This is a genomic window from Dokdonia sp. Asnod1-B02, from assembly GCF_045063955.1.
Classification (GTDB): Bacteria; Bacteroidota; Bacteroidia; order Flavobacteriales; family Flavobacteriaceae; genus Dokdonia.
The window spans coordinates 3,397,166-3,411,366 of record NZ_JBEFNW010000002.1 but is presented as its reverse complement, the minus strand read 5'-3'; the positions used below and the strand labels follow the sequence as shown (position 1 = coordinate 3,411,366).

At 38.2% G+C, this 14,201-nt stretch carries 17 protein-coding genes; 3 read left to right on the top strand and 14 right to left on the bottom strand.

The window, feature by feature from the left end:
* Positions 1–6 precede the first annotated feature (6 nt).
* From gpmI to ACJJVU_RS15275, 3 genes are all read right to left on the bottom strand, one after another.
* Positions 7–1,521: a 2,3-bisphosphoglycerate-independent phosphoglycerate mutase gene (gene gpmI, locus ACJJVU_RS15285; protein WP_405227221.1), complete on the bottom strand. Its 1,515-nt coding sequence runs from the start codon at positions 1,519–1,521 to the stop codon at positions 7–9.
* Positions 1,522–1,602: 81 nt separating this feature from the next.
* Positions 1,603–2,388 carry a M48 family metalloprotease gene (locus ACJJVU_RS15280; RefSeq protein WP_298330133.1) on the bottom strand — a complete coding sequence of 262 codons (786 nt, stop codon included), beginning with the start codon at positions 2,386–2,388 and terminating at the stop codon, positions 1,603–1,605.
* Between the two features lie 137 nt (positions 2,389–2,525).
* On the bottom strand, positions 2,526–3,590 hold the full coding sequence (locus ACJJVU_RS15275; RefSeq protein ID WP_339849295.1) for a branched-chain amino acid aminotransferase: 1,065 nt from the start codon (positions 3,588–3,590) through the stop codon (positions 2,526–2,528).
* A gap of 81 nt (positions 3,591–3,671) precedes the next feature.
* Between ACJJVU_RS15275 and ACJJVU_RS15270 the strand changes: the two genes are divergently transcribed.
* Together ACJJVU_RS15270 and mnmD are read left to right on the top strand one after the other, a co-directional pair.
* Positions 3,672–4,196 carry a DUF4920 domain-containing protein gene (locus ACJJVU_RS15270; RefSeq protein ID WP_405227216.1) on the top strand — a complete coding sequence of 175 codons (525 nt, stop codon included), beginning with the start codon at positions 3,672–3,674 and terminating at the stop codon, positions 4,194–4,196.
* 76 nt (positions 4,197–4,272) lie between these two features.
* Positions 4,273–4,956, top strand: a complete 684-nt coding sequence (mnmD, locus tag ACJJVU_RS15265) for a tRNA (5-methylaminomethyl-2-thiouridine)(34)-methyltransferase MnmD (RefSeq protein ID WP_405227213.1) — start codon at positions 4,273–4,275, stop codon at positions 4,954–4,956.
* Here mnmD and ACJJVU_RS15260 read toward each other — a convergent pair.
* The 11 genes from ACJJVU_RS15260 to ACJJVU_RS15210 all read right to left on the bottom strand — a co-directional run bounded on the left by ACJJVU_RS15260 (position 4,946) and on the right by ACJJVU_RS15210 (position 13,818).
* Positions 4,946–5,323 carry a DUF2809 domain-containing protein gene (locus ACJJVU_RS15260; protein WP_405227210.1) on the bottom strand — a complete coding sequence of 126 codons (378 nt, stop codon included), beginning with the start codon at positions 5,321–5,323 and terminating at the stop codon, positions 4,946–4,948. The genes mnmD and ACJJVU_RS15260 overlap by 11 nt on opposite strands.
* Positions 5,323–5,985 (bottom strand): DUF1361 domain-containing protein, encoded by a 663-nt coding sequence (locus tag ACJJVU_RS15255; protein ID WP_405227207.1) that lies wholly within the window; start codon positions 5,983–5,985, stop codon positions 5,323–5,325. Before ACJJVU_RS15255 ends, ACJJVU_RS15260 begins: the two co-directional genes overlap by 1 nt.
* A gap of 2 nt (positions 5,986–5,987) precedes the next feature.
* Positions 5,988–6,293, bottom strand: coding sequence for a hypothetical protein (locus tag ACJJVU_RS15250; RefSeq protein WP_405227205.1), 306 nt, complete (start codon positions 6,291–6,293; stop codon positions 5,988–5,990).
* The gene (locus ACJJVU_RS15245; RefSeq protein WP_405227202.1) at positions 6,262–7,686 is read right to left on the bottom strand and encodes a DUF4153 domain-containing protein; all 1,425 of its coding nucleotides are present in this window, start codon (positions 7,684–7,686) and stop codon (positions 6,262–6,264) included. The genes ACJJVU_RS15250 and ACJJVU_RS15245 overlap by 32 nt, the downstream gene beginning before the upstream one ends.
* The gene (locus tag ACJJVU_RS15240; protein WP_405227199.1) at positions 7,683–8,153 is read right to left on the bottom strand and encodes a Coq4 family protein; all 471 of its coding nucleotides are present in this window, start codon (positions 8,151–8,153) and stop codon (positions 7,683–7,685) included. The genes ACJJVU_RS15245 and ACJJVU_RS15240 overlap by 4 nt, the downstream gene beginning before the upstream one ends.
* Before the next feature lie 50 nt (positions 8,154–8,203).
* Positions 8,204–8,497 carry a winged helix-turn-helix domain-containing protein gene (locus tag ACJJVU_RS15235; protein WP_405227196.1) on the bottom strand — a complete coding sequence of 98 codons (294 nt, stop codon included), beginning with the start codon at positions 8,495–8,497 and terminating at the stop codon, positions 8,204–8,206.
* Between the two features lie 59 nt (positions 8,498–8,556).
* The gene (locus ACJJVU_RS15230) at positions 8,557–9,207 is read right to left on the bottom strand and encodes a hypothetical protein (RefSeq protein WP_405227193.1); all 651 of its coding nucleotides are present in this window, start codon (positions 9,205–9,207) and stop codon (positions 8,557–8,559) included.
* Positions 9,208–9,556: 349 nt separating this feature from the next.
* The gene (locus ACJJVU_RS15225; RefSeq protein WP_405227190.1) at positions 9,557–10,474 is read right to left on the bottom strand and encodes a glutaminase; all 918 of its coding nucleotides are present in this window, start codon (positions 10,472–10,474) and stop codon (positions 9,557–9,559) included.
* A gap of 3 nt (positions 10,475–10,477) precedes the next feature.
* On the bottom strand, positions 10,478–10,963 hold the full coding sequence (locus tag ACJJVU_RS15220; RefSeq protein WP_405227187.1) for a hypothetical protein: 486 nt from the start codon (positions 10,961–10,963) through the stop codon (positions 10,478–10,480).
* The gene (locus ACJJVU_RS15215; protein ID WP_405227184.1) at positions 10,963–12,774 is read right to left on the bottom strand and encodes a sodium:solute symporter family protein; all 1,812 of its coding nucleotides are present in this window, start codon (positions 12,772–12,774) and stop codon (positions 10,963–10,965) included. Before ACJJVU_RS15215 ends, ACJJVU_RS15220 begins: the two co-directional genes overlap by 1 nt.
* A gap of 63 nt (positions 12,775–12,837) precedes the next feature.
* Complete coding sequence (locus tag ACJJVU_RS15210; protein WP_405227181.1) at positions 12,838–13,818, bottom strand: transglutaminase domain-containing protein; 981 nt, start codon at positions 13,816–13,818, stop codon at positions 12,838–12,840.
* A gap of 37 nt (positions 13,819–13,855) precedes the next feature.
* On the opposite strand from ACJJVU_RS15210, the gene ACJJVU_RS15205 reads away from it, so the two are divergent.
* The gene (locus ACJJVU_RS15205) at positions 13,856–14,200 is read left to right on the top strand and encodes a DUF1801 domain-containing protein (RefSeq protein ID WP_405227179.1); all 345 of its coding nucleotides are present in this window, start codon (positions 13,856–13,858) and stop codon (positions 14,198–14,200) included.
* Position 14,201 lies beyond the last annotated feature (1 nt).

The window sequence follows — 14,201 nt, the reverse complement described above, 5'->3', positions numbered from 1 at the left end:
TGTAATTTATATTAGAGGTGTACAATCCATAATTGGTGGTTGGTCTACGCCTAGTAGCTTTAAAACTGTAGGCGCCACATCAGATAGAATACCATTGTTGATTTTCTTGATGTCTTTATCGACTAGTATCACCGGTACTGGATTTGTCGTGTGTGCCGTATTAGGCGATCCATCTGGGTTGATCATCACCTCTGCATTACCGTGGTCTGCAATGATGATTACAGTATAATCATTTTCTTCGGCGGTGGTAACGATATCTTTAACGCAAGTATCTACAGTCTCACAAGCTTTAATTGCTGCCTCCATAACGCCCGTATGACCTACCATATCCGGATTTGCAAAGTTGAGACATACAAAGTCTACGTCTCCTTTGTTTATTTCTGGAACAATTTTATCACGTATTTCAAAGGCGCTCATTTCTGGCTGTAAGTCGTAGGTGGCAACCTTAGGCGAGGGTGCTAGCAATCTAGACTCTCCATCAAAGGGTTCTTCACGGCCTCCAGAAAAGAAAAATGTTACGTGTGGGTACTTCTCAGTCTCAGCGATGCGTATTTGCTTTTTTCCAGCATTTGCAAGTACCTCTCCTAAGGTATTTACTAAGTTATCTTTATCATAGATGACTTTCATACCTGTGAACGTGTCATCATAATTTGTCATGGTAACGTAGTACAAGTCTAGCTTTTGAGTGTCTTGCTCAGGAAAGTCTTTTTGAGACAACATTTCTGTTAGTTCGCGACCACGATCTGTTCTAAAGTTAAAAAAGATAATTACATCACCTTCTTGAACGGTAGATAAACTCTCGTTATCTTGGGTTGCAAAAAGCGGATCTATAAACTCATCCGTCTTACCAGCATCGTAGCTATCTTGAATAGACTGTACAACATCTTTAGTAGGTGTTCCAGCACCTTTGGTAATTAGATTATATGCAAGAGCAACACGTTCCCATCGTTTGTCTCTATCCATCGCATAGTAGCGACCTATTACAGATGCTAGTTGTGCGTTGTGCGCTTTCGCGAAAGCAGAAATATCTCCTATAAGTTCTTTTCCAGATTTTGGATCTACATCACGACCATCTGTAAATGCGTGGATGTAAGATTGAGGAACTCCTGCATTTTCGGCAGCGAGAATAAGTCCTTTAAGGTGGTTGATGTGTGAGTGTACACCTCCATCAGAAACAAGACCTAGAAAGTGAACAGATTTATTGTTTTCTTTCGCGAAAGCGAAAGCATCTTTCAATACTTGCTCATCTTTAAGCGTATCATCTTTGAGTGCTTTATTGATTTTAGCAAAATCTTGATATACAATACGACCAGCACCTAGGTTCATGTGGCCTACCTCACTATTGCCCATTTGCCCTTCTGGAAGGCCTACATTCTCACCATGAGTGAGTAATTGGGCATGTGGATACTTATTATAAAGGCTATCTATAAATGGCGTTTGCGCTTGGTCTACGGCAGATACTTTTTTGTCTGGAGCCATGCCCCATCCATCAAGTATCATTAGGATTGTTTTCTTATTCATGATCTTAAGTTGAATAGTAAAGATAAAAACAAAACCTCGCGAGAGCGAGGTTTTGGGTATGTTTTGACGAAAACGGTTGCGCTACATTGTAGCTGGACCCGTGTAACCATATTTCTGGATACTCTCCTTTATTTGCTCAATACGATTCTCTGGATCTGGGTGTGTGCTAGAGAATTCTGGCTGGCTACTGCCACCACTTGCTGCCTTAAGTATTTTCATCACGCCTATCATCTGATACGGATCATACCCAGCGCGTATCATAAAACGTACACCTAGGTCATCACTTTCTAACTCGTCATCACGACCATTACCCAACAATACACTCTGACCTATAGAACCTGCAGCACCGCCCATGCCGCCGCCTACCTCTGCCCCCATAGAGATGGTAGACCACATACTAGAGTTTTCGGCACGCTCTGCGCTATGTTTTCCAAGGACGTGACCTATTTCATGGCCTAATACGCCAGCCACTTGATCTTCATTTTCAAGTTTTGAGAGTAGGGCATAGGTTATAAATATTTGTCCTCCTGGGAGTGCAAAAGCATTTACCGTTTGCTCATCTCGTAGTAGGTGAAAATCATAATTATACGGAGTCTCGCGAGCCATGCTTTCTTGTACGAGCTTATTTCCTACTTGATCTACAAAGGCTTGAAGTTGCTGGTCTGGGTGTAAACCGCCATGCTGCTCTGCCATTTGAGGTGCATACTGTATTCCCATCGCGATCTCCTCATCTGGAGACATACTTATCGCCTGTACTTTTCCTGTATATGGGTTCTCCTCGCGATTACTGCAATTCTTAAAAAGTGCAAATGCAACGATGGCAACTCCAATAAGTAATCTGATCTTAAGACCGCTACCTCTTTTCATATTATAAGATGGTTATTTTAGTTATGATTACAAGGTAATAAAAACTCATAAGTCTTGCAGTATTATGGGTGTTATAGAAAACAAAAAAATCCAAGCAACTTGCGTTACTTGGATTGTATATGTAGAATAATCGTTTCTTATTTTACAGCGACTCTCCAGCCATATTTATCTTCTGTGCGGTTGTACTGTATGTCGTTTAGGTCTTTTTTAAACTTCATACCGTAGCTATTTTCTGGTGCGTTGAGTTTGTGATCTTCACCTTTATAAGCAAAGCTCTTAAAAGGAACAACTACTGCTGCAGTACCTACTCCAAAAATCTCTTTAAGCTCACCAGCTTGTGCAGCTGCTACAATTTCTTTTACAGACACAGGTCTTACTTCTACAGTAATTCCTGCTGCTTCTGCAAGTTGGATAACACTTTTACGAGTAATACCGTTAAGAATTGTATCATTAGTAGGAGCTGTAAGAAGTGCATCTCCCACACGGAAGAATACGTTCATCGTACCAGCTTCTTCTAGGTATTCATGTGTATTTGCATCTGTCCAGATTACTTGCTGGTACCCTTCTTCTTTTGCAAGATTAGTAGGGTAAAACTGAGCAGCATAGTTACCTGCAGCTTTTGCATAACCTACACCACCACTAGCGGCACGGCTATACTTTTCGGCAAATACTACGCTCACTTCTCCAGAGTAATAAGACTGTGCAGGAGCAAGGATAATCATAAATTTGTACCTATCTGCAGGTGATGCAGATACTCCAGGTTGCGTTGCAATGTGAAACGGGCGAATGTAAAGTGAGTTACCGTCACCAGCTTTGATCCATGCTTCGTCAAGTTTAAGAAGCTCCGTAAGACCTTCCATAAAAACATCTTTAGGAAGTTCTGGCATTGCAAGACGAGCAGATGATGTATTAATACGTTCCCAGTTATCTTCTGGACGAAATAAGAAGATATCACCGTTATCATCCTTAAATGCTTTCATTCCTTCAAAAACAGCCTGTCCATAGTGAAAAACTTTTGCACTAGGATCCATAGAGATAGGGCCATAAGGAACTATTTCTGGTTGTTGCCACTTGCCATCTGCATATTCAACAGAAAACATGTGGTCTGTAAATACGCTACCAAAAGCAAGGTTACTAAAATCAACATCAGCAATTTTACTGTTGTCACGTTTTGTAATACGAAGTGTAGAGGTTGTTTCCATAGCAACAAATTTAATGATTTGTCATCCTTGTCGAGTGATTTTTGCATAATTTTACGATGTTCAACTAAAAACCAACCTATTATGAAAATATATGCAACGATATTCTTAATTTTCTTGACATTACTAAGTTGTAAAGAGGTTAGCAATGAGAGTGATAACGCTTTCGCGAAAGCGGAAACTGAAAATAAAGAAGCTCAAGAGATCTACGCAAGCTATGGAGAAAAGATATCTGCAGCAGGTGCAATGACCAAAATCGAGATCTCAGAAAAATATGCAGCTCTTGCCGAAGGTGATACGGCTATCGTAAAATTTGAAGCACCAATTAATGATGTTTGCGCTTCAAAAGGTTGCTGGATGCGCTTAGATATAGCAGATGAGGAACAAGTTTTTGTAAAGTTTAAAGATTACGGATTCTTTGTGCCTACGGATACTAAAGATGGAAATGCCGTTGTAGAAGGTAAAGCTTATCTAGAAGAAGTATCTGTAGATGAGTTACGTCACATGGCTGAAGATGCTGGAAAATCTAAAGAAGAGATTGCTGCGATCACAAAGCCTGAGCGCGAGTTACGCTTTATGGCAGACGGTGTGTTGATTAAAACAGATTAAGTCTCGCTTATTTAATAAAATTATTGAGATAGGGTAGACGTATGTCTGCCCTTTTTTACAACTAGACGTGAAGGAAATGAAAAGAGAAATTATTACCACTGCAGACGGCTCAAAGACGATACATATTGCAGAGTGGGATGAGCAGTATCATTCTAAACATGGAGCGATACAAGAAGCACGTCATGTGTTTTTAATGACCGGAGTAGAACACTATGTTACACAACATCGAGATCAAAAAAAAATTGCAATACTAGAAATGGGTTTTGGTACAGGACTCAATGCGTTGCTTACTTATTTTGAAGCAGAAAAATATAACGTGTCATTCAATTATGTGGGTGCAGAGGCGTATCCAGTTTCTCAAGAAGAAGCCGAAGCAATGGAATATGCTAGTCAGCTAGAGGAAGAGGATGCTACGGAGGTTTACAACGAGTTACACGATGCTACTTGGGAAGAGGAATCAAAAATCAGTGATGATTTTAAGCTTACAAAACGCAAGCAGCGTTTTGAAGATATTAATGATACTGAGGTTTTTGATTTAATTTATTTTGATGCTTTTGGTCCAAGAGTTCAGCCAACATTATGGACAGAAGAGATTTTTACAAAAATGTTTAATGCATTAAAACCTAACGGTGTGTTGACAACATATTGCGCTCAAGGAGCTGCAAGGAGAGCAATGCAGGCTGTAGGCTTTCAAGTAGAGCGGTTACCTGGACCTCCAGGAAAACGCGAGATGTTGAGAGCTACAAAGCTTATTCTCTAAGTTTTGCGATAATTATAATAAAGAGATATCCGCCTACATAAGCGAGCATATCCCACCACGAGAAGGAGGTGCCTAGAATAATGCGCGCGAGTTTATTATCTGCTAGGCCTGTGTAGTTTATAAAGGAAATTGCTTGTAGGCCTTCTACTATAAAAGCAAATAGTAATACCGCCAGCGCAGTCATGTTTTTGCTTTCAAAACTTCTCGGAATATTAAACAACCCCATTATAAGCACATAGATTAACACTACAACGATACTATCGCCTAAGTAAGGTCTTATGAAATCGTCATGTACGTAAATGGCAATAAATATTTCCGTTGCTAGTAGTACTAAGAATGCGATGATGTATTTAAGTGATAAGCGCATTAGTTTTTGTGTTTTGAATGAGTGAATTGTAGCCCAAAAAAGGATAGAATCATGATAGCTGCGTAACCAAATGTGACTATCCAGGTCTTACTATTTATAAATGGATGCCTAATTTGATTCCATATGTCGTTAGTAAGACCCAAGGGATTTTGAATAATGTCCCAGCTATTCCATCTTAAAAATCTACCTAGATAAATACCAAAGCCACAAAGGATAAATATGCCTATGGTAACATAAAGAATATATCGAGATCTCAATTTTAAAATGAGTAGATTTTGCATGTCACTTACCGTTAAGTACATTATAAATAGCGCGTACCAAACAAAGGCTGTCAGCATTAAGATGTCGTACCAAATAACATCTGGGGTGCTATGTTGCAAATGCTGTAAATCACTTATTAAATAAGGCGTATTAGGCAAAAACAGTAACCATATCATTGCTATTGGAATCCACTTCCAGCTAGATTGCATCCATTGTTTTTTTGTTACTAAAAGTAGTGAGCAAGCATAGGGTATAAATGCAAGAAACAGGTTCCACACTAAAAAGAGAAAGAAAAATGAACCAGTCATCTTAATGCGTATTGCAAGCAAAATGAAGCATAATAAAAGACCTCCTATGAGAATATAGAATTCTCTAAGTTTTGAGATGATAATTTTTTCCATGACTATAAAAAATTAAGAACAACTGCTCCACATGCAAAAGCTAGCGGAATATTTAATAGCATAATGACTAGTGTCAAAAAATGCTCTGGAAGCTCATTGCGATGTATTGCAGCATTAAAGAATACCCATATAAAAACCACAAGATGTACGATTACTGTTGGGATTAGGTGTAAATAACCTGCCATAGCAACTTCAATATCTTTTGTAATCATATATACAAATACAAATAAGATCCCAAGACAGGCACTAAATGCTGCTAGCTTTATCGCAAATCGATTAATTGCGTGCTGCGGTGTCGGTAATTTCATAAGTTGAGGTGTTTGGGTTTAGTAGGCCTAGAAGTGTTTTGGATTGCCAGGTTTCTTGAGATAAAGAAGTTTGCCATTGCTCATATCTATGTTGAATACTTGTACGATTCATAGGTTTTTCGGGGTGCGCTTTCGCGAAAGCGTGTAAAATATCTCCATTGCTACTCCCCATAGAGAGGAGATAATTGACATCTGGAGAGGCTACTTCATGCAGATTATATGTAGTAATCACACGATCCCAACTAAAACTTGAAATCATGATAACAAGCAAAAAAGCAGTACGGGTATTTGCTTTGAGCATAAATAATAGATTGAGTTTACGAGCAATTTTTACATAAGTGGTAATCATACCAGCAATACATAGTGCGAGGTAGATAAAGACACCTATTCTTTTGTAAGTAAGCCCGAAACCACTGCTGTACATATAGTTTTTGTAAGCCGTGAATAGGATGATAATTATGTTAAGCGCAATCCAGATATAGGTAAAACGTCTTAGTGTCTCACTTTTTTTGTAAAAATTAAGATTACCGCGAAAGAGAATTAATATCGTAGTAATCGCAATAATAATAGAAGTGATAAGCGCACTCACGCCATCGTGTACCGTGGTAGAAAGTGTAGCTGCATCCGCAAGCGGATCATGAAGTATATACCAAATATCTGTAGTGATAAATATTATAATGAGCGCATTAAGTGCTCCTAATAGAATGGTGCCCAGTAGTTGTTCTCTATTAAGGGTAGTAGCTTTAATGTCAGATATAGGTTGTTCAGATAGGGTAGTGGAAGCATCGCGATCTATAGAAGTAATGATGTCTAGCTCTGCTTTTGAGGTTAGATTTATAAGTAAGTAATACCCCATAGCTGTAGTGAGTATCCAATTAAAGTTTATAAAATCAAGATTAATAGCCGCAATCCATTCACCTAGTATAGGGTTTGCTTTACCATAAAGCATCGCAAAAACCACTACCAGCGTAGTGACAATAGCTGTGGTAAGGATGATAAATTTATAATTGTGATTACTTTTTACCTTAGGGATGTCTTTATTAGGATTCATCGTACTATGTAAAGCACCTAGCAAAGATTGATACAGTCCGTTGAGCCACTGGACATATACTGCGTTTTTAATTCCCGAGATACTACCTGCAAATACAATAAAAGCCAAAATACAAGTGGTCATCGCTAGCAAACTATTTACTGTAAATACAAATACGGTACTCAATAGATAGAGCCCTGCAGCAAGGAGAAATGATTTGTTGGACTTGGTTTCCGGACGAATGATAAGAACCGCTACTACTGCAATTATTGAAAATAATAGCATATTGAGGCCAAGGCTTTGACCGTAAAATAGAAGACTAAAAAGTATAGCGCCTAGACATCTGATTATTGAATTTTTCATGAAAGTTTGATTTTTAAAGTATGTTGTAAATCTGCGAGTGGTTCTGTGAGAAGCTCTAAGTAATTGAGGTTATAAAATCGATTTGCCTTTTTTCCTCTCTTGAAAGCTTTTATAAATGACTTAAAATGATCTATAAATAATGTTGAACCTACGGTGAGTGCAATAAAGAGGTATAGAGATCGCTTTCCATTCCCAAAGAGTAGCCATTGCATGGCGATTTCGTCAGGCACAGTAATACTAGTAGTAGTAAGTACGTGAAAGACGTCGTGATCTTCTAGTTGAGGTTCTGAAGTGAAGTGATGAGTAAGTAAAAAGCAGCCTAGATGATAACCTAGCGTTTCTGGTGAGTACTCTAGTAATTCTTTAAGAGAAATTCCCCAAGCAGCTTCTTTTTTAAAAAGCAATCTATAGGGGATTTTACTCCATTCATATAGGCGTTCTAGTAATAAATAACGAAGTGTTTCCATAATTATAAAGTACTTTGTATTTCAAAGTAAAATGATAAAAAAATATATATTTAGTTGTTGCCTAATAACTTTTCAAGCGCTTCAATGTGTTTTTTAAATGCATTTTTACCCTTTGTTGTGACACTATAACTCGTGTTAGGCTTGCGGCCAATGAATGCTTTTTGGACAATGATGTAGGCTTCTTTTTCTAATGCTTTTGCATGACTTGCAAGGTTACCATCCGTGGCTCCTAGAAGCTCTTTTAATTCTTTAAAATCTGCCTTTTCATTCACCATAAGCACGCTCATAATCCCTAGGCGGATACGATGATCAAAAGCTTTGTTTATGTTGTTTATGATGGACATTATTGTGTTTTTGTAGCGTCTCTATGATGTATGGTGTGGTGTACGCTTTCGCGAAAATATTAGTTCCTTCTATCATATTTATTATACATGATTGCTCCATAAATAATATGAAATACACCGAATCCCAATGCCCAAAAATACAATCCATATCCTATAAATTGAGTAGCAAAGAGACCAATAATCACATTTGCAAGTCCTAGGAATTTGATATCTCCTAGTGTGTATTTACTCGCGTTTACTAAGGCTAGGCCATAGAAGATAAGTGTTGCTGGAGCAATAAGACCAACAATACCATATTGAATTAGTACGATAGAGAAAATACCTCCTGCAATTAATGGAATGGCAAAATTTGCAATAAGGCGTTTTGACGAACTGTCCCAGATGGATTCTTTGTTTCTAGCTGCTTTCTTATAAGTTAAAATAATACCAGTTCCTATTGCAAGAAGTAATGTAACGAGAAATAATATGATTAAGTTTCCTGCAAGCTCTGCTGTTGCAAAAATGCGTAAAATGAGATTTAAAAAATCTTCTCTATTTGAAGCAAATAATTGAATATGTCCTTGTATTAAATAATGTGCAATAATGGCAGCTATAAGAGCATACACTCCAGCAAGTATACCAGAAAGGCCACTCAATGACATAAAACGTGAAGATTTACTCATCATTGTTTTGATGCTGGCAATGTCTTCTAGATATTTTGATGACTCCATATTAAAGTACTTTGAAATTCAAAGTTAAACTTTAATTTTGAATTTCATATCACATTACAAATTATTTTTTTCTAAGTGTTTGTGAGATATGTGCTTAATGGTAATCTAGGTAGGTGATGAGGGAATGTAGGCTCTTGGAAAGAAACTGTTATTACTTATTCTTAGATAGATAAGGCATGTGTAAAGAAACAACTGCATGACTTCATAGCCCCGATTGCAATGAAAATCCCGCAATGGAGCGCTAGCGTAATGAGGAATTGTAATGTAAAGCGGGTAGTACCTTGCAAAACATACAATACCTATTCTGCTCAAAAAAGAAAGAATGAATGTAAAAAAGGGCAGGGAATTCTTAAAAAACCGTATCCTGAGTCTCGTCTGTAAAGTATTCTAGAAATTTCATGCCACGGTAAGAGTTACCATGCTTATTGAGTTTTGGGCTCCATACGGCGATAGAAAATGCGTTAGGCAAAATAGCCACCATACCGCCACCCACGCCACTCTTCCCTGGAAGACCCACACGGAAGGCAAACTCACCAGCCTCATCATAAAAGCCGCAGGTTTGCATAATGGCATTTATGCGTTTTGCCTGAGCGGGTTTTACTACTTTCATATCTGTTTTGATCTGCTTACCTTGATTTGCAAGAAACCCAAAAGTATAAGCCAGCTGCTCGCACGTCATCTCTATAGAGCAGAGGTGAAAGTATAAATCTGTTACTTGATTACATGTGTTATGAATGTTCTCAAAGGACTTTATAAAATTTGCTAGCGCATAATTTCGATATCCCGTTGCCTGCTCTGAGGCTGCGATATCAGTTGCGTATTGTAAATCCTTAATTCCTGATACTTCTCGCACGTAATCTAATAATGCCGTTTTAGGATCATCAAAGAGGTCACAAATAATATCACACATTACAATCGCCCCAGCATTAATAAGAGGGTTTCTCGGGATTCCGTTCTCACTCTCCAGTTGTACCAGCGAATTAAAAGCAGTTCCAGAAGGTTCAAAATCCATGCGTTCCCAGAGTTTATCGCCTATTTTTGAAAGTACAAGGCTTAAGGATAATACCTTAGCAATACTTTGTATAGAAAACTTTACCGTGGCATCACCACAAGTAAACTGTTCTCCGCTTTTTGTAATGAGACAAACGCCAAATTGATCTGAATTTACGGTCGATAGCTCAGGGATATAGCTAGCCACATCACCTACATGCTCCATTTTCAACACTTTCTGGTATGTGTTATCTAGTATGTTTTGGCAATCTATCATACTCTAATTATTCTGCAATGTTAGTGTCTCAACGAGTCGTACGCCGGTTGCTGTTTTTTCAAATAAAAATGAGGTACTTCCTCCTTGATAAAATGTAGGATACTTTGCGGTACGTTTACGCTTTCGCGAAAGCATTTCTATCACAAACATATCATTCTCGGTCTCAGAAACATAAAGCTGGTAGCGTAATCTTCTTTTATCTCGTGTTTTTTTAAAAGCAGGAATCTCAATAGGTTGATATAAATCACCAAAGAAGTTCTCAAAATCTTTGTCTGCAAAACGAGTGTCCATACCATCTAGCCAGAATGCATAGGCTTGATTTGTAAAACTTACGGTCTCTGCCGAAGCTGTAATTACAGTGGCTCCCGTCTGTTTAAATTCTGGCGTTTTTTTGATTAAAGCGACAGCCTTTTGATATGTCTCCGTAGTTTCTTGCGCTTGTAGTCCTAAGCTCAAACACAAAATGGTGATAAATATTGATAGTCTCATTATAGTACTTTTCCTTTTATTTTTTTCCAGACAGTGAGTAGTAATCCTCCAGATACAACGCAAATGCTCAATCCAATAAGTGCATTAGTAAGTTGGCCATAAATGAAGTAACCGGTGGTAAATAACGTTCCGTAAATTAATACACAACCCAGCAGCATTGCGACAATACCCATAGGTACACTCCACTTTTCTGTAGTTTTTATGATGTTTACTTGTTCTTGGTCTGCTTGAAGTATAATTTTCTTCCATCCTGGGCCTCCAGGTTGAGTTTTTTTATAGAACGCATAAAGTGTTTCTTTAGTTTCTGGTTGTGTGAGATAGGTGACAACAACCCAAATAAGCGTCGAGCTAAATACCACAAAAGGAAATTTTGCATACGCTGGCAAAATGCCGCTAGCTCCAAAAAGCATTTCACCCAGTGAAGTAAACTCTATGAGGATAGAAATCACACCAGAGGCAAGCATGGCGCTGATCTCTGTCCACGCATTAATACGCCACCAGAACCATCTCAAAATAAAAATAAGCCCAGTACCTGCACCAAACATCAGTATGATGTTGAATAGTTGTAGTGCATTTGTAAGTGCAAGGGCAATTAGTGCGCTTATCACCATAAGAATTACCGTGGTAATACGACCTACAGCAACGAGTTCTTTTTCTGTTGCATCAGGTTTAATTTGTTGTGCATACACGTCATTTACTACATAAGATGCTCCCCAGTTGAGGTGTGTACTTATGGTACTCATATATGCGGCAGAGAGTGATGCGAGCACGAGACCTAGCAATCCGCTAGGTAACATTGTGAGCATTGCAGAGTACGCTAGATCTTGTCCTAGTTTATCTTCAGATATATTTGGAAAAGCCTCCTGTATACTTGCGAGGTCTGGAAATACTATAAGTGACGCTAATGCTACTAAAATCCACGGCCATGGGCGTAAGGCGTAGTGCATGATGTTATAGAAAAAGGTTGCTCCTATAGCGTGGTTTTCATCCTTGGCAGCAAGCATACGTTGTGCTACATAGCCTCCACCGCCAGGCTCAGAACCTGGATACCAGGAACTCCACCATTGTACTGCTAGCGGGATGATGAGAAGTGTGATAAGCATTTCTGTGTCGTTAAAATCTGGAAGGAGATTGATTTTGTCTTTTACATTTTCATGCGAAATTAGAGCTTCTAGTCCGCCTATTTCTGGCATGCCTACGATGTAATATGCAGCGCCAAATGCTCCTGCCATCGCGACAAAGAATAGTATAAAATCTGTATAAACCACTCCTTTAAATCCGCCTATGGCACTAAAAACAACGGTAATCACTCCAGCAACAACCACTGTTGTGATGGGATCTAGACCAAGCATAACTTCTCCTATTTTTATTGCGGCAAGAGTTACACCAGCCATGGCGAGTACGTTAAATACAATACCAAGATAGATAGCTCTGAATCCTCGTAAAAAACGAGCAGGAGCGCCACCGTAGCGCAGTTCGTAAAACTCGATATCTGTTTTTACCTCAGACTTACGCCATAGTTTTGCATAGACAAATACCGTTAGTAATCCAGTAACGAGAAATGCCCACCATACCCAGTTACCTGAGACGCCGTTAGTACGTACAATATCTGTAACAAGATTAGGAGTATCTGTAGAGAATGTTGTTGCTACCATAGAAAGCCCTAAAAGCCACCACGGCATATTACGACCCGATAGAAAGTACTGCGTGGTATTTTTTCCTGCGCTTTTGCCTACGTAAAAACCTACGCCTAAAATGATTACAAAAAGAGCAATAATAATGGCAATGTCTAAGCCAGATAAGTCAATCATAAACAAAGGATAATGTATGGTAAATTAGAGTAGGAAGATAATGATTTAAAATAGCATCTATATTTATTGAGATGCCGTTTCTAATTTAAAATTTACAATTGCTTTGTTATCAGTAAAGAGTGTAAGAAAAGGTTGGCTGGGATTTTTGACTTTAACTTTTGCTACCAATTTGTTGTTTTCTCTGTGGATAAAAAGCTTTTTAGCAAATTTAAATGATGCATTTTGATAATAAATATCCTTTCCTTTTGGGAGCTTATCAAAATAAATCAGATAAGTGTCTTTTTTATATTCTGTTAAAATACCTTCGTGATCATCAGCTAGATTAACATCTGATGAGCTGTAGTAGGTGTAAAATACTGGTTTTGAGAAAAATGTTTTTTTTGATATTGGTTTTTCGAGTAATTGCCAAGTTGGATTTCCAGGGTAGTGGTGCTGAATAAAAACCTCTGGTGGAGCTTTATAAAATTTATTTGAAAAATGAAATTCCCATTTCGTTTTATACTCAACTTCATAACCGGCTCCCCACGTAGTATCTACCAAGTGCCACTCCTCATTCAAGTATACAGCGTTCCATACATGATCTTTCATGCCAGGATCTGCCCCAATAAAATTGGGGTTTAGTTTTGTATAACCACGGATTTTTTTTGCGGGAATTTCTAATTTTTCGCAAAGGGCGACAAATAAAGATGCATAATCACCGCAAATTCCCTTTCTGTTTTTTAAAGCTTTTGTAATCCTTTGTTCCTCTAAGTTTCTTAATTGTCTCGCTTGTTCTTTTGATGAACGATATATCATCAATGGAGGAGATCTAAAGCTGTAATAACTGCTTAAATCGTATGCGATATTCTTACTAATCCATGTATAGACAGCTCTTGCCTGTAGTTCTTTGGAGTTGAAGTCATTGTGGATTCTATAAGCAATGTCTTCAATGGTATTTAGTGTTTTTGGGTAAGTATTTACCTGTAGCTCCAGTTCTTCAATTGTCTGACTGTTTGCAAAAAGTGAGAAAAAGAGAAATGTAATTGCTAAATGTTTTATTTTCAAGATCTTTAGTTTTAAAAATTAAAGATAAAACAAAACAATGAACCCAGCCGAAGAATACATCCTCACTAAACCAGAGCCTTGGTGCTCTATGCTTATGGAGTTGCAAGCAGTGATTAAGCGTACCGTTCCTGACGTAGAGGAGGGTTATAAATGGCATTTACCATTTTATAGCTTAAACGGTAAAATGTTCTGCTTTTTAAATTTCAGAAAAACTTTTGTAGATATAGGTTTTCCTAAGGGGATACTTGTACAGGGATTTGATGATGTATTAATCACTGGAGAAGGCCGAAAGCAATTACGCTCGCTTAGATATCATGCTCCAGAGGAGATTGATGTGCGTAGGCTAGAGGAAGTACTCAAAGCAGTTGCTAGATTAACTTAAC

What these genes read in the sequence shown, in the direction of transcription:
- gpmI (WP_405227221.1), bottom strand. Translation starts at nt 1,521, where the DNA reads ATGAATAAGAAAACAATCCTAATGATACTTGATGGATGGGGCATGGCT.
- ACJJVU_RS15280 (WP_298330133.1), bottom strand. Translation starts at nt 2,388, where the DNA reads ATGAAAAGAGGTAGCGGTCTTAAGATCAGATTACTTATTGGAGTTGCC.
- ACJJVU_RS15275 (WP_339849295.1), bottom strand. Translation starts at nt 3,590, where the DNA reads ATGGAAACAACCTCTACACTTCGTATTACAAAACGTGACAACAGTAAA.
- ACJJVU_RS15270 (WP_405227216.1), top strand. Translation starts at nt 3,672, where the DNA reads ATGAAAATATATGCAACGATATTCTTAATTTTCTTGACATTACTAAGT.
- mnmD (WP_405227213.1), top strand. Translation starts at nt 4,273, where the DNA reads ATGAAAAGAGAAATTATTACCACTGCAGACGGCTCAAAGACGATACAT.
- ACJJVU_RS15260 (WP_405227210.1), bottom strand. Translation starts at nt 5,323, where the DNA reads ATGCGCTTATCACTTAAATACATCATCGCATTCTTAGTACTACTAGCA.
- ACJJVU_RS15255 (WP_405227207.1), bottom strand. Translation starts at nt 5,985, where the DNA reads ATGGAAAAAATTATCATCTCAAAACTTAGAGAATTCTATATTCTCATA.
- ACJJVU_RS15250 (WP_405227205.1), bottom strand. Translation starts at nt 6,293, where the DNA reads ATGAAATTACCGACACCGCAGCACGCAATTAATCGATTTGCGATAAAG.
- ACJJVU_RS15245 (WP_405227202.1), bottom strand. Translation starts at nt 7,686, where the DNA reads ATGAAAAATTCAATAATCAGATGTCTAGGCGCTATACTTTTTAGTCTT.
- ACJJVU_RS15240 (WP_405227199.1), bottom strand. Translation starts at nt 8,153, where the DNA reads ATGGAAACACTTCGTTATTTATTACTAGAACGCCTATATGAATGGAGT.
- ACJJVU_RS15235 (WP_405227196.1), bottom strand. Translation starts at nt 8,497, where the DNA reads ATGTCCATCATAAACAACATAAACAAAGCTTTTGATCATCGTATCCGC.
- ACJJVU_RS15230 (WP_405227193.1), bottom strand. Translation starts at nt 9,207, where the DNA reads ATGGAGTCATCAAAATATCTAGAAGACATTGCCAGCATCAAAACAATG.
- ACJJVU_RS15225 (WP_405227190.1), bottom strand. Translation starts at nt 10,474, where the DNA reads ATGATAGATTGCCAAAACATACTAGATAACACATACCAGAAAGTGTTG.
- ACJJVU_RS15220 (WP_405227187.1), bottom strand. Translation starts at nt 10,963, where the DNA reads ATGAGACTATCAATATTTATCACCATTTTGTGTTTGAGCTTAGGACTA.
- ACJJVU_RS15215 (WP_405227184.1), bottom strand. Translation starts at nt 12,774, where the DNA reads ATGATTGACTTATCTGGCTTAGACATTGCCATTATTATTGCTCTTTTT.
- ACJJVU_RS15205 (WP_405227179.1), top strand. Translation starts at nt 13,856, where the DNA reads ATGAACCCAGCCGAAGAATACATCCTCACTAAACCAGAGCCTTGGTGC.